24 protein-coding genes are annotated in these 23,810 nt (G+C 70.5%); 12 read left to right on the forward strand and 12 right to left on the reverse strand.

The window, feature by feature from the left end; genetic code table 11:
- Positions 1-3 precede the first annotated feature (3 nt).
- The 9 genes from KCH87_RS43410 to KCH87_RS43450 all read left to right on the forward strand — a co-directional run bounded on the left by KCH87_RS43410 (position 4) and on the right by KCH87_RS43450 (position 9,144).
- On the forward strand, positions 4-750 hold the full coding sequence (locus KCH87_RS43410; RefSeq protein WP_308299057.1) for an ABC transporter ATP-binding protein: 747 nt from the start codon (positions 4-6) through the stop codon (positions 748-750).
- A complete protein-coding gene (locus tag KCH87_RS50595; protein ID WP_308299058.1) occupies positions 747-1,763 on the forward strand; it encodes an ABC transporter permease in 1,017 nt (338 codons plus the stop codon). The genes KCH87_RS43410 and KCH87_RS50595 overlap by 4 nt, the downstream gene beginning before the upstream one ends.
- Positions 1,764-1,967: 204 nt before the next feature.
- Positions 1,968-3,137 (forward strand): hypothetical protein, encoded by a 1,170-nt coding sequence (locus KCH87_RS43420; RefSeq protein ID WP_210593468.1) that lies wholly within the window; start codon positions 1,968-1,970, stop codon positions 3,135-3,137.
- Positions 3,137-4,534: an FAD-binding oxidoreductase gene (locus tag KCH87_RS43425; RefSeq protein ID WP_210593469.1), complete on the forward strand. Its 1,398-nt coding sequence runs from the start codon at positions 3,137-3,139 to the stop codon at positions 4,532-4,534. Before KCH87_RS43420 ends, KCH87_RS43425 begins: the two co-directional genes overlap by 1 nt.
- A 2-nt stretch (positions 4,535-4,536) precedes the next feature.
- Positions 4,537-5,310: a creatininase family protein gene (locus KCH87_RS43430; protein ID WP_210593470.1), complete on the forward strand. Its 774-nt coding sequence runs from the start codon at positions 4,537-4,539 to the stop codon at positions 5,308-5,310.
- Positions 5,311-5,392: 82 nt separating this feature from the next.
- Positions 5,393-5,821 (forward strand): cupin domain-containing protein, encoded by a 429-nt coding sequence (locus KCH87_RS43435; protein WP_210593471.1) that lies wholly within the window; start codon positions 5,393-5,395, stop codon positions 5,819-5,821.
- The gene (locus KCH87_RS43440) at positions 5,818-7,341 is read left to right on the forward strand and encodes an amidase (RefSeq protein ID WP_247197683.1); all 1,524 of its coding nucleotides are present in this window, start codon (positions 5,818-5,820) and stop codon (positions 7,339-7,341) included. The genes KCH87_RS43435 and KCH87_RS43440 overlap by 4 nt, the downstream gene beginning before the upstream one ends.
- A complete protein-coding gene (locus tag KCH87_RS43445; RefSeq protein WP_210593472.1) occupies positions 7,334-8,086 on the forward strand; it encodes a cysteine hydrolase family protein in 753 nt (250 codons plus the stop codon). Before KCH87_RS43440 ends, KCH87_RS43445 begins: the two co-directional genes overlap by 8 nt.
- Positions 8,083-9,144 carry an acetamidase/formamidase family protein gene (locus tag KCH87_RS43450; RefSeq protein ID WP_210593473.1) on the forward strand — a complete coding sequence of 354 codons (1,062 nt, stop codon included), beginning with the start codon at positions 8,083-8,085 and terminating at the stop codon, positions 9,142-9,144. Before KCH87_RS43445 ends, KCH87_RS43450 begins: the two co-directional genes overlap by 4 nt.
- A 25-nt stretch (positions 9,145-9,169) precedes the next feature.
- On the opposite strand, the gene KCH87_RS43455 is transcribed toward KCH87_RS43450, so the two are convergent.
- A complete protein-coding gene (locus KCH87_RS43455; RefSeq protein ID WP_210593474.1) occupies positions 9,170-9,691 on the reverse strand; it encodes a hypothetical protein in 522 nt (173 codons plus the stop codon).
- Positions 9,692-9,905: 214 nt separating this feature from the next.
- On the opposite strand from KCH87_RS43455, the gene KCH87_RS43460 reads away from it, so the two are divergent.
- Together KCH87_RS43460 and KCH87_RS43465 are read left to right on the forward strand one after the other, a co-directional pair.
- The gene (locus KCH87_RS43460; RefSeq protein ID WP_210593475.1) at positions 9,906-10,595 is read left to right on the forward strand and encodes a response regulator transcription factor; all 690 of its coding nucleotides are present in this window, start codon (positions 9,906-9,908) and stop codon (positions 10,593-10,595) included.
- Entirely contained in the window at positions 10,592-11,977 is a 1,386-nt protein-coding gene (locus tag KCH87_RS43465) for a sensor histidine kinase KdpD (protein WP_210593476.1), read from the forward strand. The genes KCH87_RS43460 and KCH87_RS43465 overlap by 4 nt, the downstream gene beginning before the upstream one ends.
- A 30-nt stretch (positions 11,978-12,007) precedes the next feature.
- Here KCH87_RS43465 and KCH87_RS43470 read toward each other — a convergent pair whose 3' ends face one another.
- The 9 genes from KCH87_RS43470 to KCH87_RS43510 all read right to left on the reverse strand — a co-directional run bounded on the left by KCH87_RS43470 (position 12,008) and on the right by KCH87_RS43510 (position 21,332).
- A complete protein-coding gene (locus tag KCH87_RS43470) occupies positions 12,008-13,369 on the reverse strand; it encodes an endo-1,4-beta-xylanase (RefSeq protein WP_210593477.1) in 1,362 nt (453 codons plus the stop codon).
- Positions 13,370-13,530: 161 nt separating this feature from the next.
- On the reverse strand, positions 13,531-14,163 hold the full coding sequence (locus KCH87_RS43475; RefSeq protein ID WP_210593478.1) for an SRPBCC family protein: 633 nt from the start codon (positions 14,161-14,163) through the stop codon (positions 13,531-13,533).
- Positions 14,156-14,515: a helix-turn-helix transcriptional regulator gene (locus tag KCH87_RS43480; protein ID WP_210593479.1), complete on the reverse strand. Its 360-nt coding sequence runs from the start codon at positions 14,513-14,515 to the stop codon at positions 14,156-14,158. The genes KCH87_RS43475 and KCH87_RS43480 overlap by 8 nt, the downstream gene beginning before the upstream one ends.
- 112 nt (positions 14,516-14,627) lie before the next feature.
- Positions 14,628-16,055: an alkaline phosphatase family protein gene (locus KCH87_RS43485; RefSeq protein WP_210593480.1), complete on the reverse strand. Its 1,428-nt coding sequence runs from the start codon at positions 16,053-16,055 to the stop codon at positions 14,628-14,630.
- Between the two features lie 296 nt (positions 16,056-16,351).
- On the reverse strand, positions 16,352-18,199 hold the full coding sequence (locus KCH87_RS43490) for a serine/threonine-protein kinase (protein ID WP_210593481.1): 1,848 nt from the start codon (positions 18,197-18,199) through the stop codon (positions 16,352-16,354).
- A gap of 57 nt (positions 18,200-18,256) precedes the next feature.
- Positions 18,257-18,685: a hypothetical protein gene (locus KCH87_RS43495; protein WP_210593482.1), complete on the reverse strand. Its 429-nt coding sequence runs from the start codon at positions 18,683-18,685 to the stop codon at positions 18,257-18,259.
- A gap of 33 nt (positions 18,686-18,718) precedes the next feature.
- Positions 18,719-19,171, reverse strand: a complete 453-nt coding sequence (locus KCH87_RS43500; protein WP_210593483.1) for an SHOCT domain-containing protein — start codon at positions 19,169-19,171, stop codon at positions 18,719-18,721.
- Positions 19,172-19,282: 111 nt separating this feature from the next.
- On the reverse strand, positions 19,283-20,638 hold the full coding sequence (locus KCH87_RS43505) for a hypothetical protein (RefSeq protein ID WP_210593484.1): 1,356 nt from the start codon (positions 20,636-20,638) through the stop codon (positions 19,283-19,285).
- Between the two features lie 31 nt (positions 20,639-20,669).
- On the reverse strand, positions 20,670-21,332 hold the full coding sequence (locus KCH87_RS43510; protein ID WP_210593485.1) for an HdeD family acid-resistance protein: 663 nt from the start codon (positions 21,330-21,332) through the stop codon (positions 20,670-20,672).
- Positions 21,333-21,549: 217 nt separating this feature from the next.
- On the opposite strand from KCH87_RS43510, the gene KCH87_RS43515 reads away from it, so the two are divergent.
- Positions 21,550-22,959 carry a DUF2252 domain-containing protein gene (locus KCH87_RS43515; RefSeq protein ID WP_210593486.1) on the forward strand — a complete coding sequence of 470 codons (1,410 nt, stop codon included), beginning with the start codon at positions 21,550-21,552 and terminating at the stop codon, positions 22,957-22,959.
- A 3-nt stretch (positions 22,960-22,962) separates the two neighbouring features.
- Here the strand turns inward: KCH87_RS43515 and KCH87_RS43520 are convergent, their stop codons facing one another.
- On the reverse strand, positions 22,963-23,160 hold the full coding sequence (locus KCH87_RS43520) for a hypothetical protein (protein ID WP_210593487.1): 198 nt from the start codon (positions 23,158-23,160) through the stop codon (positions 22,963-22,965).
- Positions 23,161-23,289: 129 nt separating this feature from the next.
- Positions 23,290-23,802, reverse strand: a complete 513-nt coding sequence (locus tag KCH87_RS43525; RefSeq protein WP_210593488.1) for a hypothetical protein — start codon at positions 23,800-23,802, stop codon at positions 23,290-23,292.
- Positions 23,803-23,810: the final 8 nt, after the last annotated feature.

Genomic DNA, 23,810 nt, shown 5'->3' on the forward strand with positions numbered 1-23,810 from the left:
GACGTGGCGACAGCAGTGCAGACGGCGCTGAGCTTCGTAGCCGTCGACAAGCGTTTCGACAGCGGGACCACCGCACTCTCGGGTGTGGATCTCCGCGTCGGGGCCGGGGAGTTCGTGGCGGTCGTGGGCCCCTCCGGATGCGGCAAGTCCACCCTGCTGCGGCTCGCCTCCGGTCTCGATGCTCCCAGTGCGGGCGAGATCAGCACCCCGGGCGGGGACATCGGTTACGTCTTCCAGGACGCCACCCTGCTGCCCTGGCGCAGCGTCCTCGCCAATGTGGCGCTACCGGCCGAACTGGCCGGCCGTCCCAAGGCCGAACGGCACGAGCGCGCCATGGACGCCATCCGTCTCGTCGGCCTCGACGGCTTCGAGGAGCAGTTGCCGGGACAGCTCTCGGGCGGGATGCGGATGCGGGTCTCGCTGGCCCGTGCGCTGATGATGAGCCCCGCGCTCTTCCTCTTCGACGAACCCTTCGGCGCTCTGGACGAGATGACCCGGCTTCGTATGCAGGAGGAGCTCCAGCGGATCTTCGCCGAGACGGGATTCGCGGGTCTCTTCATCACCCACTCGGTGACCGAGGCGGTCTTCCTGGCCAACCGGGTCGTGGTGATGTCGGCCCGGCCCGGACGCATCACCGCCGAGTTCGATGTCCCGTTCGCCCATCCAAGGCCCGCATCGCTGCGCTACGAACCGGAGTTCGCCGCGATCGCGGGCGCGGTCTCCGCAGCCCTGCGAGGAGACGCCCAGTGACCACGAACACCCCGGCTGCCACGGCCGCCGACGCGCCGACTGCCCACGCGACCACTGCCGCCCCGGACGCGGTCGGCCCGAGCGGCGAACCGTCTGCCGCTTCCGAACCGGCCCTCACCGGTTCGAACGCTGTCGCTCCGGACCACGAGGGGAAGACCCCCGTGCACCAGTCCGATGCTGCCGCCGGCCTCACGGTCGAGGCTTTCCCTGCCGCCGAGGCGTCCGTCCGCACACGCCGCAGCCCCGTCGCACTGCTCGCTCCCGTCGGCTCGCTCGCCGTCGCCATCGGCCTCTGGTACGCAGCGAGTTATCTGCTTCTCGCCCCCGCTCGGCGCTTCCTCGTACCGCCCCCGCACCAGGTCCTCCAGGTCGCCGTCCTCGACTGGACCCACCTTCAGCCCATGCTCCAGGCCCTCGCCCTCACCGCGCAGGTCGCTCTCGCCGGGCTCGCCATCGCCGCCGCCCTCGGCATCACCGGGGCCGTCGTGATGAGCCGCGCCCGCTGGCTGGAGCGGTCCCTCTATCCGTACGCCGTCATCCTGCAGACCGTCCCGATCCTCGCCATCGTCCCTCTCATCGGCCTCTGGTTCGGCTTCGGCTTCACCAGCCGGGTCGTCGTCTGCGTCCTCATCGCCCTCTTCCCGCTGATCGCCAACACCCTCTTCGGACTACAGTCCGTGGACCGCGCACACCACGACCTCTTCACCCTCCAGAAGGCCGGCCGCTGGGCCCGCCTGCGCAAGCTGGAACTGCCCGCGGCACTCCCCGCCATCTTCACCGGGCTGCGTACCTCCTCCGGGCTCTCCGTCATCGGCGCGATCGTCGGCGACATGTTCTTCAAACAGGGCGCGCCCGGCATCGGCACACTCCTCGACGTCTACCGTTCACGCCTCCAGTCCGAGGACCTCTTCGCCGCGATCATCCTCGCCTCCCTCTTCGGGGTCGCCGTCTTCGCGCTCTTCACGCTCCTGTCCCGCCTCGCCGTCGGTTCCTGGCACGCGTCCGGCCGCTGAGCGCTCCGCCGGCTGTGCCGCGATATGCCGTCGACCGTCTGCGGCACCGTCGTGGCTGGTCGCGCCCACGCGGCGGAGCCGCAAATCGATACAGCCCCGCGCCCCTTCGGGGCGCTTCCCAACCGCAGGAGATTTCACCCGACCTGCTCAGCCGGCCCCACCCCCTCTCCGCTTCCCCGTCACAGCCCCTTCCGGGAGACAGTCATGCCAATTGCCGCCAGAAGAAGCCTTGTTGCGGGACTGAGCGCCTCGCTCCTTCTCGCCGCCACCGGCTGCGGCGCCGGCGCCACCACCGCCGCCGGTTCGTCCGCCGACCTCAAGCCCGCCCCCGCTGCCCAGCGCCTCGACAAGGTCTGCCCCGCCACCGTCGTCGTCCAGGCCGACTGGGAGCCCGAGGCCGAACACGGTCCGATCTACAACCTCGTCGGCCCCGGCTACACCGTCGACACCGACAAGAAGCGGGTCACCGGCCCGCTCGTCATCGGCGGCAAGGACACCGGCGTCAAGATCCAGGTACGGGCGGGAGGTTCGGCCGTCGGGTTCCAGAGCCCGGCCTCGCAGATGTACATCGACCAGTCCATCACCCTCGGGATGGTCACCACCGACAGCGCCATCCAGGCGGCCGGCAAGCAACCCGTCACCGCGGTCGCCGCGCTGATGAAGAAGAGCCCTCAGGTCCTGATGTGGGACCCCAAGACCCACCCGGACTGGCAGACCGTCGCCGATATCGGCAAGAGCGGCGCCAAGGTCGTCTACCGCGACGGCGAGATCTTCGCCCCGATGCTGGTGTCGAAGGGGCTCATCAAGAAGAGCCAGCTGGACGGGAGTTACGACAGCGCGCCGTCCCGCTTCGTCGCCGACCCCTCCATCGCCCAGCAGGGTTTCGCGACCGCGGAACCGTACCTCTACGAGCACGAGATCACCGCCTGGAACAAGCCGGTCAAGTTCCAGTTGCTGGCCGATGTCGGCTACACCGTCTACCCGCAGGCACTCTCCGTCCGCACCGGCGCTCTGACGAAGCTCAGCCCCTGTCTGAAGAAGCTGGTCCCCGTCATCCAGCAGTCGGCCGCCGACTTCGCCGCCGCACCGGACACAGCGATCACGCTCATCGACGACATCGTCAAGCAGTACGGCACGAGCTGGGTCTACTCCAAGGGCACCGGCCAGTACGCCGCCAAGGAGATGGTCAAGCTCGGCATCCTCGGCAACGAGGCCGACGGTTCGATCGCGAGCTTCGACGAGAAGCGGGTCGCCGACTCCCTGAAGACCTTCGGGCCGATCCTCGCCGAGGGCGGCGTCAAGATCCCGGCCGGGCTGAGCGCCGACGACCTGGCGACCAACGAATTCATCGACACCGAGATCGGAATGAAGTGATGGCCGTCGACCCCAAGGGCACGACCCTGTCCGCCACCGAACTGCGCCGGATGACCGAACTTGTCGCGGACGACCCGATGTCGGGCGCCGGCCCAGGCCCCACGCACCGCACCCCCGGCATCGACGAATTCTGTACGGAGGCTGCCGCACTGCTGGGCGTGGACGCTGTCGTACGCGAGGACTCCGCCCTCGACAAGGCGTCCCGCGACTGGGCGCACATGTCGCCGATCCTCGCCGCCAAGCTCCCCGCCGGTCGCGCCGAGGTGGTGCTGCGCCCGTCCTCGTACGAGCAGGTCCAACCCCTCGTCGCCCTCGCCCACCGCCTGCGCATCCCGCTCACCCCGCGCGGCAAGGGCACCGGCAACTACGGCCAGGCGATCCCGCTGCACGGCGGCGCCGTCCTCGACCTCACCGGATGCGGACGCATCCTGGGCGCGGGCGACGGGTGGATCAGGGCCGAGGCGGGCGCGAAGATGTCCGACCTGGAGGCGCATGCGCGCACACTGGGACAGGAGCTGTGGATGTTCCCCTCCACCTTCGGGACATCGCTCGGCGGCTTCCTCTGCGGCGGGAACGGCGGCACGGGATCGCTCGCCAACGGCACCAACGGCGAGGGTTTCGTACGGGAGTTGACCGTCGTCCCGTGCACAGCGGAGGCCGAGCCCTTCACCGTTCGCGGCGAGGAAGCACTCCCGTACATCCACGCCTACGGCACCACCGGCATCACCACGACCGCGACTGTCGCCCTCCAGCCGGCCCGGGACTGGACCGGCCTCTTCGCCTCCTTCGACGACTGGGCGTCCGCCACCGCCGCCCTCTCCGACCTCGTAAGCCTGGAGCCCGCGCCACGCCTGGTCTCCCTCGACGAGCCCGGCCTCGTCGAGACCTTCGAGGCCGACCCCGCCCTCGACCCGGCCGCGCTCAGTGTCCGCGCGATCATCGAGGAGCAGGCCGAGGACGACGCCCGGGCGATCATCGAGAAGCACGGCGGCCGGGTGACGGAGGTACGTCCCGCGCCGCACGGTCCCGCCCTCATCTCCTCGCTCTCCTTCAACCACCCGACATACCACCTGATGAAGGCCAAGGACGGCTACTTCCACCTGGAGGTCGGCGGCGACGTACTGCTCGGCGACCCGACGGCGGTCAAGGCCGTCTTCCCCGGCACGGTGCTGCACCTGGAGGGGATGCGCTCAGGGACCGTCGGCATGCTGATGGCGCACTACCAGGACGAAGCCACCGTGTACGAGGGGATCGCCGCCCTGGAGGCACTGGGCGTCGGCGTCCATGACGTCCACAACTGGTACGTCGACCGGCGCCTCGACCTCGTCCGTGCCACCGCCCGCACCGCCGACCCGCTGGGGCTGCTCAACCCCGGCCACCTCCTGGGAGCGCGCTGACCATGGCCTTCACCCACTTCACCGACCTCAGCGGACCGTCGGTCACCGACCTGTCCGCCGACACCGTGGCCGTCCTTCCCGTCGGCGCGATCGAGCAGCACGGGCCCCATCTTCCCGTCGCCACCGACTACTTCATGGCGGAGGCGACAGCGCAGGGCGCCGCCCTGGCCGCATCCGACAGCTGCGACATCACGCTGCTGCCGGGCCTCGCATACGCCAAGTCCGACGAACACGCCTGGTCGCCCGGGACGCTGTGGCTCAGCGCCTCGACGCTCCTCGCGGTACTGGACGACCTGGGACGCTCTCTCGCCAAGGGCCCCGTCCGGCGGCTCGCGTTCCTCAACGCGCACGGCGGCAACAGCGCGCTGCTGGGAGTCGCTCTGCGTGAACTACGCACCAAATACGGTCTGTTCACCTTCCTGTTGCACGCCGCACTCCCCGCTGACCAGGGCGGCGCGTCCCCGTCCGGCGAACTGGGTCTCGGAGTGCACGGCGGGCTGAACGAGACCGCGGCGATGCTCCACCTCCACCCGGATACGGTGGACATGTCGCTGGCCGAGCGGAGTGTCCCCCAGCACCTGACCGCCTACGAGCACATCGGCTTCGGCAAGTCCGTCTCCTTCGGCTGGACGAGCGACGACTTCGGTACGGGCAACGGCGTCATCGGCGATCCCACCGGAGCCACCCCCGAACTCGGCCGCAAACTCGTCGACACCACCATCGCCGACAACGCGGCCGCACTACGCGAATGCGCCCGCTTCCTGCCTTCCCCCTGACCGCCTTCTTCCTGAACGCCTTCTTCCTGAACGCCTTCTTCCTGAACGCCTTCCTGAACGCCTGACGTCGAGGACACCCGCCATGGCCATCCCCCCGCTCCACAAGCCGCTCAGCGAGATCACCGCCCACCACATCACCGCGGGCGACACGGTCAAGCTCGCCGTCCTCACCGGACCGGCCGACGGTTCACCGACCACCGTCGTCTTCGAGGTGTGGGAGCCGGGCGGCGCCCAGCCGCTCAACTGGCACCCCGAGTCCGTGGAGACCTTCGTGGTGCTCGCGGGCGAGGGCCGCGCGGTCAGCGACGAGCACGAACGCGACCTCGCACCCGGCGACGTGCTGGTCCTGCCCGTCGGCTCCAAGCACCGGATCACCAACACCTCGGCCACCGAGCGGCTCTACACCCTCACGATCATGTCCCCCGACGAGGGCTTCGCCGACCTGATCCAGCGCGGCCCCTGCGCGGTGCTCGACGACGCTGACCTGGCCGTCCTCGGAGCCGCCCGATGAGCGAACTCCTCGACGCCTTCTGGTCGTACGAACAGGCCCTCGGCGCCAACGACGTGGCGGGCCTCGACCACTGGTTCCTGGACGCCCCGGACACGGTGCGCGCCGAGGGTTCCATGGTGCTGAGCGGGCACGCGGCCATTTCGGACTTCCGTCGCGGCCGCAGCTCGGGAGCCCCGGCCCGTACGGTCGAGCGCGTCCATGAGGTGCGGATCGCCGAGGACATCGCGGTACTGACCGCCGAAACGCTGCGGGCCGACGGGTCGCGCGGGATGCAGACACAGGTGTGGCGGCTGACGGGCGAGGGCTGGCGGATCGCGGCCGCGCACGTCAGCGCGGTGCCGGGCCCGGTGGGGGACGAGGCTCCGGACCCCGCGGTGTGGCGGGTCGTGGGCGAGCCGCTGGTCGCCGGGGCGGAGGAGGGGCCGCTCGCCGGTGTACGTACAGCCGTCAAGGACCTCTTCGCCGTTGCCGGGCAGCGGATCGGCGGGGGCAACCCGCAGTGGCTGGCCGAAGCGCCGATGGAGCACCGACATGCCGACGCCGTAAGGGAATTGCTCGGCGCCGGCGCCCAGCTCGCCGGGATCGCCCAGACCGACGAACTCGCCTTCAGTCTCGCCGGGACCAACATCCACTACGGCTCCCCCGTCAACCCCGCCGCCCCCGGCCGGATCACCGGCGGCTCCAGCAGCGGCCCGGCTGCGGCGGTCGCCCGCGGTTGGGCGGATCTGGGGCTGGCCACGGACACCGCGGGCTCGATCCGGGTCCCCGCCTCCTACTGCGGCCTCTACGGCTGGCGCCCCACCCACGGAACCGTCCCCACCGGCGGCCTGCTCCCGCTGGCCCCGTCCTTCGACACGGCGGGACTGCTTGCCCGGGACCCGGACCTGCTGCGTACAGCGGCAAAGGTGCTCCTGCCCCGGGACGACGAAGCCCCGATGACCACGCTTCTGGTCGACGACGCCCTCACCGCGCTCGCCGAACCCGACGTCCAGGCATCCTTTGAGGCGGCATGCCGGGCGCTCTCCCTCCGCACCGGCCTGGAGCTCGTACGGACCGACACCGGCATGGCCCCACACCTGGAGGAGTGGCTGCCCGCCTTCCGTACCGTCCAGGCGGCCGAGGCGTGGGCCGCGCACGGGGAGTGGATCGGGAAGCACACGGGCGCGCTGGGGGCCGACATCGAGGCCCGGTTCGCCGGGGGGAGCCAGGTCGCGGAGGGCGAATTGCGTGACGCCAACTCCGGGCTCCTGTCCGCCCGTTCGGTCGTCGTCGAAGCCCTCCCGCCCGGCACGGCGCTGCTTCTCCCCGCCACGAGCAGCCCGGCCCCCCGCGCGGATGCGACACCGGCCGAGGTCGAGACCGTACGAGCCGCGACCCTCCGCCTCACCTGCCTTGCCTCGCTCGCCGGGCTGCCCGCCGTCACCATGCCCCGGCTCCGGGTCCGCGACCTCCCGGTCGGCCTCTGCGCGATCGGCGCACCGGGCACGGACCACGCCCTCCTGGAGCTGACCCATGCATGAGATCGGCCCCAACTCCCGCAACTCCTGGCGCGCGGACGCCAAGCACATCGACCTCCGTCGCCCGCAACTCCCGGCCCGCCCGGTCACCGTGGAGGCTCAGCCTCAAATCCTGACGCTCGACCTGGCCAGGGCTGCGATCGTCGTCATCGACATGCAGAACGACTTCTGCTCGCCCGACGGCTGGCTGGCCTCGATCGGCGTGGACGTGTCCCCGGCCCGCACCCCCATCCCCGTACTCCAGCGGCTCCTCCCCGCGCTCCGGGCGGCCGACGTCCCCGTCGTCTGGCTCAACTGGGGCAACCGCCCCGACCGCGCAAACCTCCCGCCCGGCGTCCTCCACGTCTACGACCAGGATGGAACCGGAGGCGGCCTCGGCTCCCAACTGCCCACCGGGGCAAGGGTTCTGGAACGCGACAGCGCGTCCGCCGACATCACCGCACCCCTCTTCGCCGCACCCGACGACCTGCACATCGCCAAGTACCGCATGAGCGGCTTCCAGGACACCGAACTCGACAGCGTCCTGCGCAATCTCCGCGCCGACACGCTGCTGTTCGCCGGAGTCAACGCCGACCAGTGCGTCCTCGCCACCCTCATGGACGCGGCGAGTCTCGGCTACGACGTGCTGATGCTTCAGGACGCGGTGGCCACCACCTCACCCGCGTACTGCATGGACGCCACCGTCTACAACGTCCGCCAGTGCTTCGGCTTCACCCTCACCGCCGCCGACCTCCAGGAAGCCCTGTGACCCTCCTCCAACCCCACCGGGGCCCCGTCGACGGCGACCACTACCTGCCCGCAGACCCGGCCGCAGTGCACTGGGGTCTGCTCCCCAACACCCTCTCCAAGCCGGCCCTTTCGGTCCCCTCCGGCGCGAGCGTCACCCTCGACACCATCAGCCACGAGGGCATCCTCGCCGACCAGGGCCGAGACCCGGCCGCCTTCTTCGCCGCGGCCGGCATCCACGGCATCCTCCACGACACGGCCGAACTCGCCGCTTCCACCCGCCTTCACGACCCCGCCGCCCACGGCCCGCACGTGGTCACAGGCCCCGTCCACATCCAGGGGGCCGAGCCCGGCGACGTACTCGAAGTGGAAGTCCTCCGCCTGCGCCGACGCGCCCCCTACGGAGTGATCAGCAACCGCCACGGCAAGGGCGCGCTCCCCGGCGAATACCCCCAGGGCCCCGGCCCCGACCCGGTCAGCCTGGTCGCCACCGTCGACGATGACGGCCGTGGCCGCCTCCCCGTGGGCGACGGTCGCGACATCCGCTTCCCGCTCCGCCCCTTCCTCGGCATCATGGGCACCGCTCCCGCAACCGAAGCCCCGGTCCACTCGGTGCCTCCCGGCCCGCACGGGGGCAATCTCGACGTACGCCACCTCGGCGTCGGCGCCCGCCTCTTCCTCCCCGTCGCCGTCGAGGGCGCCCTCTTCTACGCCGGCGACCCGCACTTCTCCCAGGGCGACGGCGAAGTGGCCCTCACCGCCTTCGAAGCCCCTCTGCGTGCGACCCTCCGCCTCACCGTCCACCGCGACCCCGCCCTCCGCCGACTCGCGTCCCGCCTGCGCGCCCCCTTCGCCGAGACCGACACCGAGCACATCGTCATGGGCCTGGACACCGACCTCGACGAGGCGATGCGCCATGCCGTACGCGACGCCCTCACCCTCCTCGACGAGCGCTTCTCCGTACCCGGCCCGGTTGCCCTCGCCTACCTCAGCGCGGCCGCCGACTTCCAGGTCTCCCAGGTGGTCGACATCGTCAAGGGCGTCCACTGCCGCATTTCCAAGGCGGACCTGGCCTTCTGACGCGACACGGCGGGTGTGCCTCGGATCAGTCCTCCTTCCACACCTCGGCCCGGCGTTGCGCCCAGCGTGCGATCCGGTCGCCGTACGCGCCGTCCAAGGCCTTGTCCCGGATGTGGTGGAGCGCGTCGTCCCGCTCCTCGTCGTCGAGTCCGCGCAAGTCCTCGATGTCGTCGCGGAGTTCCTCCGGCAGGCCCTCGTAGCGGTGCCGGGCTTCGAGGGCCCGGATGCGCACACGTGCGCCGTAGTCACCGGCCAGTGCGTCCTGCCAGATCCGGGCGGCGGCCGCACGGCGCTGTTCGGGTTCCAGGGTGCGCAGTTCGCGCAGGTCGGCGCGGAGCTCCGACGGCAGCCGGCCGGAGAGGGGGTGCGGGTCGTCGTCGGCCACGGCCATGGGGTTGCTGTCGGCGAGCAGGACCAGCGAGGTGTCCGCGGCCGTCGAGGCGCCGGATGTGCCGGTGGACGCCGCCCATACCAGCCCGGTCGCCGCGGCGGCGACGGTGACGGCCACCGCGGTCATCCGGGTGCGGCGCGGTACGGCGGTGCTCATGCTGTTCACGTTGTCCTCCCGTTGCTCGATCTCGGCGCCAGCCTGGAGCAGCCGTACGAGCGGGAGGTTCGGCCAGTGTTCGGGCGGTGTAAGGATCGGCGGCGCGGGCGCTCGGGCGCGGAGGCGCTGACTAGCATCAGGGGCATCCCCCGGTGCTCCGGGACGGCTGCGTGTTCCGGGATGGCTGTGTGTTCCGGGGTGCGAGGAGAGACATATGCCGGAGAACAAGGGCCTCGTCCTGGTCGTCGAGGACGAAGGGAACATCGCCGATCTTCAGCGGCGCTATCTGAGCCGGGAGGGCTTCGGCGTGCATGTCGAGTCCGACGGCGAAGGGGCTCTGGCCGCGGTCCGCAGGCTGCGTCCGGTGGCGATCGTGCTGGACATCGCACTCCCCGGCATCGACGGAGTGGAGGTGTGCCGTCGGCTGCGGGAGGAGGGCGACTGGACTCCGGTGATGTTCGTGACCGCGCGGGACGAGGTGGCCGACCGCATCCTCGGGCTCGAGCTCGGCGGCGACGACTACCTCACCAAGCCGTTCTCACCCCATGAGCTCGTGGCCCGCGTCAAGAGCCTGCTGCGCCGTGCCGCGGGCCCGCAGCGGGATCCGGTGCGCCGGCTGGGACGGCTCACGCTGGACACCGGTCGCCGTGCCCTGCGCGTCGACGACCACCCGGTGGAGTTGACGACCACAGAGTTCAATCTGCTCGCCTTTCTGATGGGCCACCCCGGGCAGGTGTTCTCCCGGGATCAGTTGCTGGCGCAGGTCTGGGGTTACGCGGGGTACCGGGACACGCGCGTGATGGACGTCTATGTCTCGCAGCTGCGCTCCAAGCTGGGTGACGCCAGCCCGATCCGTACGGTGCGCGGGGTCGGTTACAGCGTCGCCGACGACTCCCTGCGATGACCGGGGCGCGTCCGCGCGGCTCACTGGCCGGCAGCGTCGTCCTGCTCACCACCACCGTCGCCGCGGTGGCCGTCGTACTGACCGGGCTGTTCGCCTGGCGGATGATCCGGACGACCGCCGAGGCGCAGGAACGCGAGCAGTTGTCGCGGCAGGCGGAGGTTCTGGCCCGCACTCCCCCGCTGGCGTCGGCGATGCTGTCCCGTGAGGAGCGGATCGCCGGGTCGAGCGGCATGGCGCTCGCGCTCGTGCAGCCCTCCGGAACCACGCAGGGTCCGGCGGCGGCGGTCGTCGACGGCGGGCAGCGACAGGCACTCCGCGCGGGAGCGAAGGTGTCGGCGACCGCGCTGCTCGACGGCCAGGAGGTGTTGGTCGAAGGGGTACCGACCCGCGCGGGCGGTGGGCTGGTGCTGACCCAGCCGATGAGTTCCGTCGACGAGGCGAGCGGCCGGATGCGGGGCGGGCTGGTGCTTCCCCTCGTACTGGGGCTGACCGGATCAGCGCTGGCCGGCGCACTGCTGGCCCGGCGTCTGGCCCGGCCGCTCGGCTCGGCCGCGGCCACCGCGCACCGGCTGTCGGCGGGTGAACGCGGGCTGCGCGTGCCCGCGGAGGGGCCTGCCGAAGTGGCCGAACTGGCCGCCGCGCTCAACTCGCTGGACGCGGCGCTGGCCCGCAGCGAGAACCGGCAGCGGGACTTCCTGCTCTCCGTCTCCCACGACATCCGTACCCCGCTGACCACGGCACGTGGCTACGCCGAGGCCCTCGCCGACGAGGTGATCACCGGCGACGAGGTGCCGCAGGCCGGGCGGATCCTGAGGTCCGAGATCGAGCGGCTGGAGCGGTTCGTGGGCGACCTGCTCGCGCTGGCCCGCCTCGAAGCCGACGACTTCCGTCTGGACGTCGCCGATGTCGACCTGGACGCCCTGGTCGCGGATGCGGCGGCCGCCTGGTCGGCACGTTGCGCCCGGCACGACGTCGACTTCCGCGCCGAACGTCCGGGACGCCCGCTGCGGATCACCACGGACGGTTTCCGGGTACGGCAGCTCATCGACGGCCTCGCCGAGAACGCGCTGCGGGTCACCCCGGCCGGGCGCCCCCTCGTCCTGGCCCTGCGCCCGGAGGCCTCCGGCGCCCGGCTGGAGGTACGCGACGGCGGTCCCGGCCTCACGGACGAGGACGTGGCCGTCGCGTTCGAGCGGGGTGCGCTCACCGATCGCTATCGCGGGGTGCGGCCCGTCGGCAGCGGCCTGGGCCTGGCCATCGCCCACCGCCTGACCACGCGGCTCGGCGGCACGATCACCGCCGGGCGGGCGCCGGAAGGGGGCGCCTGTTTCGCCGTATTCCTGCCGTCGTACGCCCCGACGGGCGACGACCCGGCGCGGTGACCCGGTCCGCCGCCGCGCCGGGTATGGGGGTCAGGATGCCGTGCAGGAACCGACCGTGGGGGCTGCGGTGTTGCCGTTGTTCATGACGGTGAATCCGAAGCTCGTGGACGCTCCGGCGGCGAGGGTGCCGTTGCCGTTCGGCTTCATCGTCATGACGTTGCCGCTGCTGTCCCATGTGGGGGTGCCGTTCCAGGTCGCGGAGATCTTCTGGGGTGACGTCACGGTGACGGTGGTGGTCCAGGTGCTGATCGCCGAACCGCCCGCGGTGACGGTCACCTTGCCGTTGAAGCGGTCGCTCCACTCCTCCGCCTTGCTGTACGACACGTTGCAGGCGGCTGTACCGCCGGAGCCCGTACCGCCGAGGGCGGTCAGTACGGCCGTGTAGGCGGGCTTCTTGGCGTAGTTGCCGTCGAAGAGCAGGGGCGTTCCGCTGGCGCGCCACGAGTACTTGTCGGTGACGCCCCAGACGGTGATGCCGGTGCAGCGTGAGACGGCCAGACAGGCGCGTACGACGTTGCTGTAGCTGTTCGCCTGGGCCGTGCCCGAGCCCTCGATGTCCAGTTCGGTGATCTGCACGTCCACGCCGAGGTCGGCGAAGCGCTGAAGGTTGGCCTGGTAGTCGGACGGGACGGGAGACGCGCTGTTGAAGTGGGACTGGAAGCCCACGCAGTCGATCGGGACGCCCCGTGCCTTGAAGTCTCTGACCAGGTTGTAGACGGCATTGCTCTTCGCGTTGACGCCGTCGGTGTTGTAGTCGTTGTAGCAGAGCTTGGCGGCGGGGTCCGCGGCGCGGGCGGTGCGGAACGCCTCCTCGATGAAGCCGTTGCCGAGTTTGTCCTGGAAGGGCGAGCTGCGCCGGGCACCGCTGCTGCCGTCCTGGAAGGCCTCGTTGACGACGTCCCAGGAGTGGATCTTGCCTTTCCAGTGGCCCATGACCTGGGTGATGTGGTTGTTCATCGCCGTTCTCAGGTCCGCCGCGCCCAACGCGCCCACCCAGCTGGGCAGTTGGGAGTGCCAGACCAGGGTGTGGCCGCGGACCTTCATCCCTCGGCTCTGGGCGTGGCTGACGATCTGGTCCGCGGCGCCGTAGGTGAACGTGTTGCGGGTGCGCTCGACTGCGTCCCACTTCATCTCGTTCTCGGGTGTCGCCGAGTTGAACTCGGTGTTGAGCGTGGCGGCGTAGTCGGCTTCACCGAGGTGGTTCGCGGCGACCGCGGCGCCGAAGTAGCGGCCCTTCTCGGCGGCCGCGGCGCCGAGCGTACTGGCCGCCTCGGCGGTGCCCGACAGGGCTGAGATCCCGGCCGCGGCGAGCAGGCTCGCCATGCCGAGGACCAGCGCCGTGCGGGCACGGGAGCGCACGGAAGGCTGAGCGATGGACGTACGGGTAGCCATCTGTTCCCCTTCTTCGCGATATCGAAAGTTTCGGAACGATTTCCGAATGGCGCGGGAGAACATACGGCCGGGCCCCCATGGCGTCAACGGATGGCGCAGGAGGCAATACGAGTTGGCTGAAGTCGTCTTCTGGTTCGAATGTTTCGAGCTACGTGCGACTCCTACGCTCCCGTGTAGGCAGCGATCGTCGCCGCCGTCGTGACGGCCACGACCTGCGCATCGGCTCCGGAGGCGGTATACGCGGCGCCCCATTCCTCGCCCGAGCGCGTCATGAACTCCTTCCCCTCGGGCGTCTTGCCCCAGGCTTCCGCTTCCTCCCTGCCGATCCCGCCGCCGGTCAGATGCCTGGCGAGTCCGAGGAGCCCCAGGTCCCAGCCGATCCCGACCGCGCCGGGCCCGAACTGGCCCCAGAAGTCGTCCGGCACGACGGCCACATGCTCCAGCTCCAGCACCGTGCGGTCCACGCCGTCCGGCGTGAGTCGCACCTCGACCTCACTGAAGCCCGGGTCGGGCCCGTACAGCCAGCTCACGCGCAGCCGGGTCGGCTCGGCGCACTCGAGGATCTCGCCGCCGGCGTTGCCCTCCAGCTGGTAGCGCCCGCCGAGCTTGAACTCGCCGGTGACCGGCAGGAACCAGCGGCTGATCCGCTCCGGTGACGTCACCGCGTCCCACACGTCGGCGATTTCGGCGTCGTACGCCCGGCGCAGGAGTACCGTCCTCGCCTCGCCCGCCTCGACCTCGCGGACGCCGACCTCACGATGCAGACGGTTGATCTCGTCGACGATCTCACTCATCCCCGCTCACTTCCTTTGCCTCTCTCAGCCTGCGCTCGCGCCTGCCCCGCGCGAGCTCCGTCCCGAGCGCGTCGAGCCGCTGTTCCCAGAACCCCCGGAACCGCTCCAGCCAGGCGTCCACCTCACGCAGCGGCGCGGCGTCGACGGCGTACAACCGCCGGGTGCCGTCGGCACGCACGGACGTGAAGCCGCTCTCCCGCAGCACCCGCAGATGCTGAGAGACGGCCGGCTGGGAGATCCCGAACTCGTCCCGGATCACGGCACTGATCTCGCCCGACGCCTGCTCACCGGATGCGAGTAGCTCCAGTATCCGGCGCCTGACCGGATCTCCAAGGACATCGAAGGCGTGCACGGGGCCGACTATGCCATCGTCGACTTATATAAGGCAAGGCTTAAACAGAGGCCGGGACCGCGGGGAGTCCCGCGGTCCCGGTCAGCATCTGAGGTATACGGCCTTGTCCGTGTCAGACGTGCGGCCGGCGCCCCCGCTCCTGGCGCGGGAACGTCTGGTCGGCTCCCGGCAGCGTCGGCTTCGGCAGGGTCGCCACCTCTTCCTTCGCCTTCTCCAGCTGTTCGGCGGTGTCGTCGGGCAGCCGGGGCGGGCGGGGACGGGCGTCCGAGAAGCGGAACGCGGAGGTGAAGTCACCGAAGGTCGCGCGCCGCCAGTCGCTGACGTTCGCCTCCTCGACTCCGGTGAAGCGCTCCAGGAACTGAAGCGCCGAAGTGTGGTCGAACCTCTCCGACGCCACCCAACCACCCACCGTCCAGGGTGAGATGACAATGGCCGGGACACGGAACCCGCCGCCGATCGGCAGCCCCTGGACGAACTCGTCCGCAGTGCCCGCGGGCGGGGTCGGCGGGGCCACGTGGTCGAACAGGCCGTCGTTCTCGTCGTAGTTGAGGATGAAGGCGGTCTTGCGCCACACCTTCGGGTTGGACGCGATCGCCTCGAGCTTGGAGGCGACGAAGTCGGCGCCCGCAGCCGGCAGATAGTCCGGGTGCTCCGACTGGTAGCTCGTCGGCATGATCCATGACACCGCGGGGAGGCGGTCGTTGCGGGCGTCGTCCTCGAACGTGCCTTCCGGCTGCGGTCGCACACCCCGCTCGTACAGGTCGGAGCCGGGCTGCGCGTTCTTGAACGTCGCGAACTGCTCCAGCATGTTGCAGCCGTAGTCGTCGTCCTGCTGGTACACCTTCCAGCTGATCCCGGCCGCCTGGAGGCGCTCGGCGTACGTCGTCCAGCGGTACGGCGTCGGCGCCACGTTGCTCAGGATCGGTCCGCCCTGCGTGCCGCCGGGGTCGATCGTGCCGGTCATCCAGTACAGCCGGTTCGGCCAGGTCGGGCCGAACACCGAGCAGAAGTAGTGGTCGCAGATGGTGAAGGTCTCGGCGAGCGCGAACTGGAACGGGATGTCCTCGCGCGTGTAATAGCCCATGACATACGGGCCGTTGACGCCGTCGGCCTTGCGGTGGGCCGGCAGCCACTGGTCCATCTTGCCGCCGTTCCACGCCTCGTGCTGCACCGACCAGGCGTGGCTCGTGGACGGGATGGCCTGCGCACTGGACGTACGGGTGTCCAGGTGGAAGGGCAGGAGGTAGCCCTTCGGGTTCTCGGCGTCCGGCTGGTAGAAGACGGAGCGTCCGTTGCCGAGCTTGAGTGCGTGCGGGTCGGCGAAGCCGCGGACGCCCGACAGGGTGCCGAAGTAGTGGTCGAAGGACCGGTTCTCCTGCATCAGCAGGACGACGTTCTCGATGTCCCGCAACGAGCTGTGCTTGGGCGGTTCGGCTGCCACGGCCTTCTGAAGGCTCGGTGGGAGGAGGGAGAGGGCCGCGGCGCCGCCCAGCGCGCCGGCGGCGGAACCCAGAAGTCTACGGCGGGTCAACTCAGCCATGATGCCCCTTCTTGAGCGCCGGAAGCGCTCCGCGGTGACGGTCGGCCCGGGTGGGGAGACGGGCCGCCGAACACTCTTCGCCCGGGTCGGCGCCGGGCATCAGGGGCGGGTGATGAACTTGTCACCAACGTGCGGGAAGGGGTTGGCCAAGCCGTGACCTGCAATATTGGCTCGTTGCCAGGGCGTTGCTCCGCCTTGGGGTGTGGATGGCCGCGCCATGAATCGGCCAGTGCGCGACGCCGTACTCCAAGCAGCAGCGGACGAAGTCCTGGACGACCGGATGGCCCTCGTCGACGTCACTCGACGCGGGTGAGGCGCACCGCGATGCTCTCCGGGTAGCGCAGCTCCAGTTGGTTCTTCGACTTCCAGGTGATGGTCTGGGGTACGCCGTGCGGGCAGCCGATGTTCCTCGGGGTGGCTGCGTCGAGTTCCAGTGGGCTCAGGGTCACGATGTTCTTCGTGGCCGACACCAGCTCCGAGGTGCCGTTGCAGCGCCAGTCGATCGACCACCCGGTGTACGTGCCGACCTTCCTGCCCACCGCACCCCGCTTGATGGTCAGCGTGCCCTGGATCTCGGACCTCCACGTGCCGAGGAACTTGTCGGGGAGCGGCCCGCCGGCGGGCCGCGCCATGGGCTTCAGCTCGGCTGTCATGTCCCCCATCGCCCAAGTGAGCCTGCCCGCCGAGGACTTGAGGCCACCGGACCTGCTCAGGTCGCATGCGCCCCGGGCGGCCGTGGCGGGAACCGCCTTCACCACGTCGAAGGAGGTGAGCGCCATCGTGTTCCCCTTCTTCGACCCCAGTCTCGACTCGACCTTGCAGTACGTGTCTTTGCTCAGATAGAGAAAGTCCACAGCCTTCTCCCCCGGCGCGGCGCTCCCGTCGACATCGACGCGCAGATACTCGTGCTCGTCGGAGATCGAGCTGTCCGTGCGCTGCACGAGGCCCGCCCAGGCACCGCCGAACTTCGCCGCCTGCTGGCCGGCGGAGCCGCTGCCGCTCTGGGCGCCGGAGGCCGAATCGACGCCGGCCTGCTGATCGTCGCCCGCCTCACCGTCGGGGAGTTGGGTGAGCACGACGGCGGTGGCGGCCGTGACGGCGACACCGGTCGCGGCCGCGATCCACGCGGCGCGGGAGCGGCGGCGAGGCCGGCGTGTCGGGCCCTCGCCCGCACCCCCGGTAGGGGTCGGTGGCTGCGGCGCTGCGATGCGTACCGCCGGAGGGCGCGGCTCATGGGCGGGGGCGTCCGCGTCGAGGAGTTGGGCCGCGTGCCGCCCGAGTTCCGCGAGCAGCGGACCGGGCAGCCAGGGGTGACCGTTCTCGATGTCGGCGTCGGCGGTCCACGCCAACAGGTGAGCCACGGTGGGCCGCACGGTGGGATCCTTCGCCAGGCAGCCCCGTACGAGTTCGAGAATCCCGGGCGGAACGCCGGTCAGATCCGGCTCCTCCTCGGCGATCCGGAACATGACGGCGTGCACACCGCTGTCCTCCGTGCCGAACGGCATGTGGCCGGTCGCGGCGTAGGCGAGGACGGTGCCGACGCAGAACACGTCGGAGGCCGGAGTGAGTCGCTGCCCGCGCACCTGCTCGGGGGACATGAACCCCGGTGAGCCGATGACGGCTCCGGTATGGGTCCTCACCCCGTCGGCCACCATGTCGAGGGCTCTGGCGATACCGAAGTCGATGACGCGCGGCCCGTCGATGGTGAGCAGGATGTTCGAGGGCTTCAGATCGCGATGGACGAGCGCGGCACCATGAATGGCGTGCAGGGCGTGGGCGAGACCGTTCGCGAGGGCCCGCACCGAGTACTCGGGCAGCGGACCGTGTTCCTTGGCGACCACGCTGTGCAGATCCGGGCCCGCTACGTATCCGGTGGCGACCCAGGGAGTTGCCGCGTCGGTGTCCGCGTCCAGGACGGGCGCCGTCCAACTCCCGCCGACGCGCCGCGCGGCGGTCACCTCCAGCGCGAATCTTCGCCGGAACTCCGGGTGTTGGGCGAACTCGGCCTTGACCACCTTCACGGCGACCGTACGCCCGCCCTCGGAGCGCGCGAGATACACGCGGCCCATACCGCCGGCGCCAAGACGCGCGAGCATGCGGTACGGGCCTATGCGGGGCGGATCTTCAGTTGTCAACGCGTCCACCCGACGCACTCTAGACCAGACCGCGTCCCCCGTGCTGCCGCTGCCGGCACCGCTCGGTCAAGTGGCCGACCTGGCGGACTCGTTGTCACGCGTCACACAGAGAGCCCAGATGATGAAGCCTGAGATCGCGATCATCACGACCGACCAGACCGGGTAGTACGGCAGGGAAAGGAAGTTGGCGATGATGACCAGCGCGGCGATGCCAACACCCGCAAAGCGGGCCCATGTCGACGCCTGGAACAGTCCCATGCTGACGACCACGGCGACCGCGCCCAGGGCCAGGTGGATCCAGCCCCAGCTGGTGAGGTCGAACTCGAAGACGTAGTTCTGGGTCGTGACGAAGACGTCGTCCTCGGCGATCGCCGCGACGCCTCGCAGGATGTCGAGTATGCCCCCAATCATGAGCATGACGGCCGCAAACATTGTCATGCCGCCGGCCCATGCCTGGCCGGTCGTCCGCGGATGCGTGGGATGTGTGGCGGTCATCCTGCTGCCTCCATTCGGTGTGGTCCGGTGCTCTCAGCCGCCGGAGGTGGGTGACGAGGGTCCGTGGCCGCTCAGAACCAGTTCCTTCGCCCTGCTGAACTCCTCGTCCGTGATGTCGCCGCGAGCACGGATCTCGGACAGTTTGGCGAGTTCGTCCGCGCTGGTGGGCCGCTGCTCGCCGGTGCCGGCGGTCTCCCGGACGTAGCTGTCGAAGGCCTCCTGCTGCGCGCGGGCCTGCGCCACCTCGCGGTGACCCATGTTCTTGCCGCGGGCCACTACGTAGACGAAGACTCCGAGGAAGGGCAGGACGATGCAGAACACCAGCCAGCCGGCCTTGGCCCCGCCGCTCAGGTCGTCGTCACGGAAGATGTCGACGATGACCCGGAAGAGCAGGACGAACCACAGGATCCACAGGAAGACCACGAGTATGGTCCAGAAGGCGCTCAACAGCGGATAGTCGTACGCGAGGTACGTCTGCGCGCTCATGTCTCTCCTCCGTCCAGGGCGCTCGCCCGGAAGCCGTTCGGTTTTCAGCGTGCCCACGGCAAGGACCCGGTGTCCTCACCCGAGGCGGGTGAGCGTGTGATCGTGACCGGATCATGGTCCGGCCTCCGCTCGGCCCGGTTCACCCTCGGCCCCCGCGCCGGTCGCGGCGAGCACCTCCATGACGGCCAGCACCACCAGGACCAGGACGAGAACGAGCACCACCGCTGCGACCGTCGGGCGGTTCCAGAGCAGAAGCGCCAGCGCTCCCGCCCCGATGACGGCACCGCCGGTCCACGACCAGTGGGCGTCCAGCCAGCGCCCCGTCGAACCGGTGCGCACGACCGGGGTGCCGCTCAGCGCCTGCCCTGCCGCTGTCGCGCCCCGCCGGGCCAGGGTCCGTACACCACGGGCCACCCGGCCGGGGCCGTACATGTAGGCGGCCAGGGCCGTGATCACGGCGACGACGAGGAGCGTGCGTGCGCTGTCGCGCAGGAAACGGAGGAAGGTGTCGAAGATCGTCCCGGCGGCGTCGGGCGGCAGCGTCGCGGAGGGAACCGAATCCAGGTAGACCCGCCGTACGACGGCCAGCGCGACGAGCAGCACGACCATCATCACGCCGATGCCGACAGCCGTGATCATCAGCATCACCCGGTGTGCGGGAGCGGTCCACACCGTGAGGGCGGCGAGGACGACGGTCAGCACGGGCAGCCAGGTGCCCATGATGTCCAGCAGCCGCATGCCGTCCTGCGCCTTGCCCAGTTGCTCGGTCTCGAACAACGTGACGGTGCGGTCGACGTTCGGGATGGCGGCAGCCTGGTCGAAGCCCTGGTCGACAAGGCGCTGCCGTACTTCGTCGACCACGGTTCCGATGTCCAGCTGAACGGTTTCGCCCGTGTCCCGCAGCGCACCCTCGCCCTCTCCGGTGAGCACGTTCACCACCGCGGCGTGCGCGCGCCTGTTGGAGACCTCCCAGGCCTGCCGGAACACGTCGCTGGTGATCACGCGCTCGACGTTGTTACGCACGACGGTCGTCACCGCGGACCTCAGCGGACCGGCGAGGGCTTCCGACGCGTCCACCACCCTGGGGGGTGCCCCGGAGTCGGCCAGCGCCTTCGACAGCGCGGCCGCCACCGCGTCGACGTCGACTTGGCGCACCACGCGCTCGGTCAGCCGGTCGGTCACGACCTTCTGGACAGCTCGGTCCGATGCCAGCGGGGCGACGGTCTTCACGTACTGGCCGGTGTCGGACACCTCGTCGTTGACCCAGGCCGCGACGACGGCCAAGGGGGCGAGCAGGAGGGTCAGCACGAACAGCACCGTGGCACCGGCCTTGCGCGCCCGCCGGTGACGTACCGTCGCGGCCCGGCGCAGGCGCTCGTACTCGGCGCGTTCCTCGGGGGTCAGGGCACGGCCGGTTTCCTCGGTGCCGCCGGAGTGGGACGCGTCGGGGGTCTGGTCCGAGGCCATGGATCCTCCCGGTTCGTGTCTCCCCCGAGGGCTACGGGTTCCCGGCTGTGGGGCCCTGCCCCGTGACCCCCGCCCGGCGGAGTGCGGCCCGCCATGCGAGGGCGACCGCCGCTTCCGCCAGGCCGAGCAGGACGAGCCACAGGCCGAGCAGCCGGGTCAGTGCCCGGGCCGACTCGGACGGCAGGGCCAGCACCACGATCCCCGCGACGATGCCGATCACGGCGACGCCGACGACGAAGCCGCGGTGGGGCAGGTCCTTGGCGGCGATCGCGGTGTAGAGGGTGAGGATGCCGGACACCAGCCAGACGGTGCCGACGATCAGCGAGAGCGCGGCGATGGTCTGGAGCGGGTTCCGCAGACACAGCACCCCGGCCAGCACGAACAGCAGGGCGAGGAGCAGCCGGGTCACCCGTTCACCCGTGTCCTCCCGGGCGAACGCCTCGACGAACCGGAACGCCGCCATCACGAGCAGATACAGGCCGATCAGGACCGCCAGGACATGCAGGGTCTCGTCGGGCCAGACCAGGATCAGGACGCCCGGCACGAGCGTGGCGATCGCCGAGGCGAGGATCCACGTCCAGGAGCGTCCGAGCGCCGCGAGCGCTTCCGCGGGATCACCCGTCGGTCCGGAGGCCGCCCCGACCGGCTTGTACTCCGGTCCGGTGCGCGGTGCCGGGCCACGCGACTCGGTCATGGCTCCTCCTCGCGTGATCGGGCGGGTCGCTCCCGGACCGCCGACGGGGCGGTGTGCGGGGCCTCACCGGCTCAGGTTCCCGCTCTCCGCAGGCTGCCGGGTCACCCCCGGCGGGTGATCCGGACACACCGCCGGGGCGATGAGGTGGGTGGTAACACTCGCGCGCGATGACGCTCGGATGACCGGCGGGCGGGCTGCTCCTCCCGGAGGTTGAACCATGACCACAGCGAGCGATTTCACAGCCTCCCTGCCCTCGGCCGACAGGACGGCGTACGGCAGGAACGCGCGCAGGCGCGTCCCGCGTTCACAGCACGAGCGGTTCGAGGCAGGGCCGGAACGCCCCGACCCGATCGGGGTGATCGAGCGCCAATCGGCAACGCGGGTCCCCGAGTTGGTCCCGATCCGCTACGCCCGCATGCTCGAGTCCCCGTTCCGCTTCTATCGGGGAGCGGCGTCGATCATGGCGACGGACCTCGGCCCCCTCCCGAACAGCGGGCTGACGGTCCAGCTCTGCGGAGACGCCCACCTGCTGAACTTCCGGCTGCTGGCCTCGCCGGAGCGCCATCTCGTGTTCGACATCAACGACTTCGACGAGACGCTGCCCGGGCCGTTCGAGTGGGACGTCAAACGGCTGGCGGCCAGCTTCGCGATCGCGGGGCGGGCCAACGGGTTCCCGGTCAAGGATCAGGACGAAGCGGTCCTGACCTGCGTACGGTCCTACCGTCAGCGCATCCGGGAGTTCGCCGGCATGCGCACCCTGGACATCTGGTACGCGCAGGACGACGCCGACCAGCTGCGGAACCTGTTCGCCTCGTCGATGAGCAAGGAGGCCAGGCGCCGCACCGCCGGGGCGACGGCCCGAGCCCGTACGCGCACGTACCTACAGGCCGTCGAGAAACTGACCCGGGTCACGGCCGAGGGTCGGCGGATCGCACCGGACCCGCCGCTGATCACCCCGCTCCAGGACCTGCTCACGGACCCGTCGGACGACGCGCAGGAGAAGGAACTCCAGGGACTCCTGGAGGACTACGCGCACACCCTGTCGTCCGAGCGCCGGCGCCTGCTGCGCCACTACCGCCTGGTCGACATGGCCCGGAAGGTGGTGGGTGTCGGCAGCGTCGGCACGCGCTGCTGGATCATGCTCCTGCTGGGCCGGGACGACAACGATCCGTTGCTGCTACAGGCCAAGGAGGCAGGGGAATCAGTGCTCGCGGTCCAGACCGGCGGTGCCACCTACGACAACCAGGGCCGCCGTGTGGTGTCGGGCCAGCGGCTGATCCAGACGACCAGTGACATCTTCCTGGGCTGGACGCACGTCCTGGGCATCGACGGACGCGAACGCGACTTCTACGTACGGCAGCTGCGGGACTGGAAGGGCATCGCGCGGCCGGAGACCATGGACCCCGATCTGCTGCGCCTGTTCGGGCAGTTGTGCGGGGCCAGTCTGGCCCGGGCCCACGCACGCTCCGGCGATCCCGTCGCCATCGCCGCCTACCTCGGCGGGAGCGACCGCTTCGACCGCGCGCTCACCGTGTTCGCCCAGGCCTACGCCGACCAGAACGAGCGCGACTTCGAGACGCTGGGCGCCGCCGCCCGCTCCGGGCGGGTGCGCACGGAGAGCCTGTGAGGCTCACTCCGGCAGCTGGCGCATCTCCAGAACCCGCAGCCCCAGCGACTGGCAGCGGGCCAGCAGGCCGTACAGCTGCGCCTCGTCGACGACGGGACCGAACAGGACGGTGTGACCGGAGATCACGACATGGTCCAGCTCCGGAAAGGCCTTGGCCAGCGTCTCCGACACGTGTCCTTCGACGCGGATCTCATAGCGCATGAGCTGCCCTCCCGTTGGGAGGCCTGGGACGGGCGGAGTACGTCTTCACCTGCGATCGTCCGCCTCGGCAGGTCGCCCGCCCTCACCCGGTGCAGGTGAAGTGTCGCCCTTCACCGCCGCCTATCTCCGTCAGTGGGTCAGGTAGATCTTGAACAAGATGATCAGCAGACCGAGCAGCAGATTCACCGCGGCGGTGATGGCCATCAGCCGCCGGGAGGCACCTGACTTGCGTGCCGCGGCCACCGACCAGCCCACCTGACCGGCCACGGCCACTGACAGCGCCAGCCAGAGCGCACCCTGAACATCGAGGCCCAGCACGGGGCTGACGGCCACGGCGACGGCCGGCGGGACGGCGGCGTTGACGATCGGCCACTCCTCACGGCACACGTGCAGCACGGTGCCGCGGTCCAGCCGCTGCTCTGCCAGGCGCGCACCGAAGAGCTGGGCGTGCACGTGCGCGACCCAGAACGCCACCCCGGTGAGCAACAGCAGCAGCACCAGTTCGAGGCGCGGGAAGCGGCCCAGGGTGCCGGCCCCGACGATCACGGAGGAGGCGAGCATCGAGCCGTAGACACCGCCGGTGTAGTCGGCCCGCGCCCGGCGCCCGGCGCTGCTCCCCATGACGTGCCCGGTCCTGGACATCGCGGTCT

The organism is Streptomyces sp. GESEQ-35 (genome assembly GCF_017948485.1).
Classification (GTDB): Bacteria; Actinomycetota; Actinomycetes; order Streptomycetales; family Streptomycetaceae; genus Streptomyces.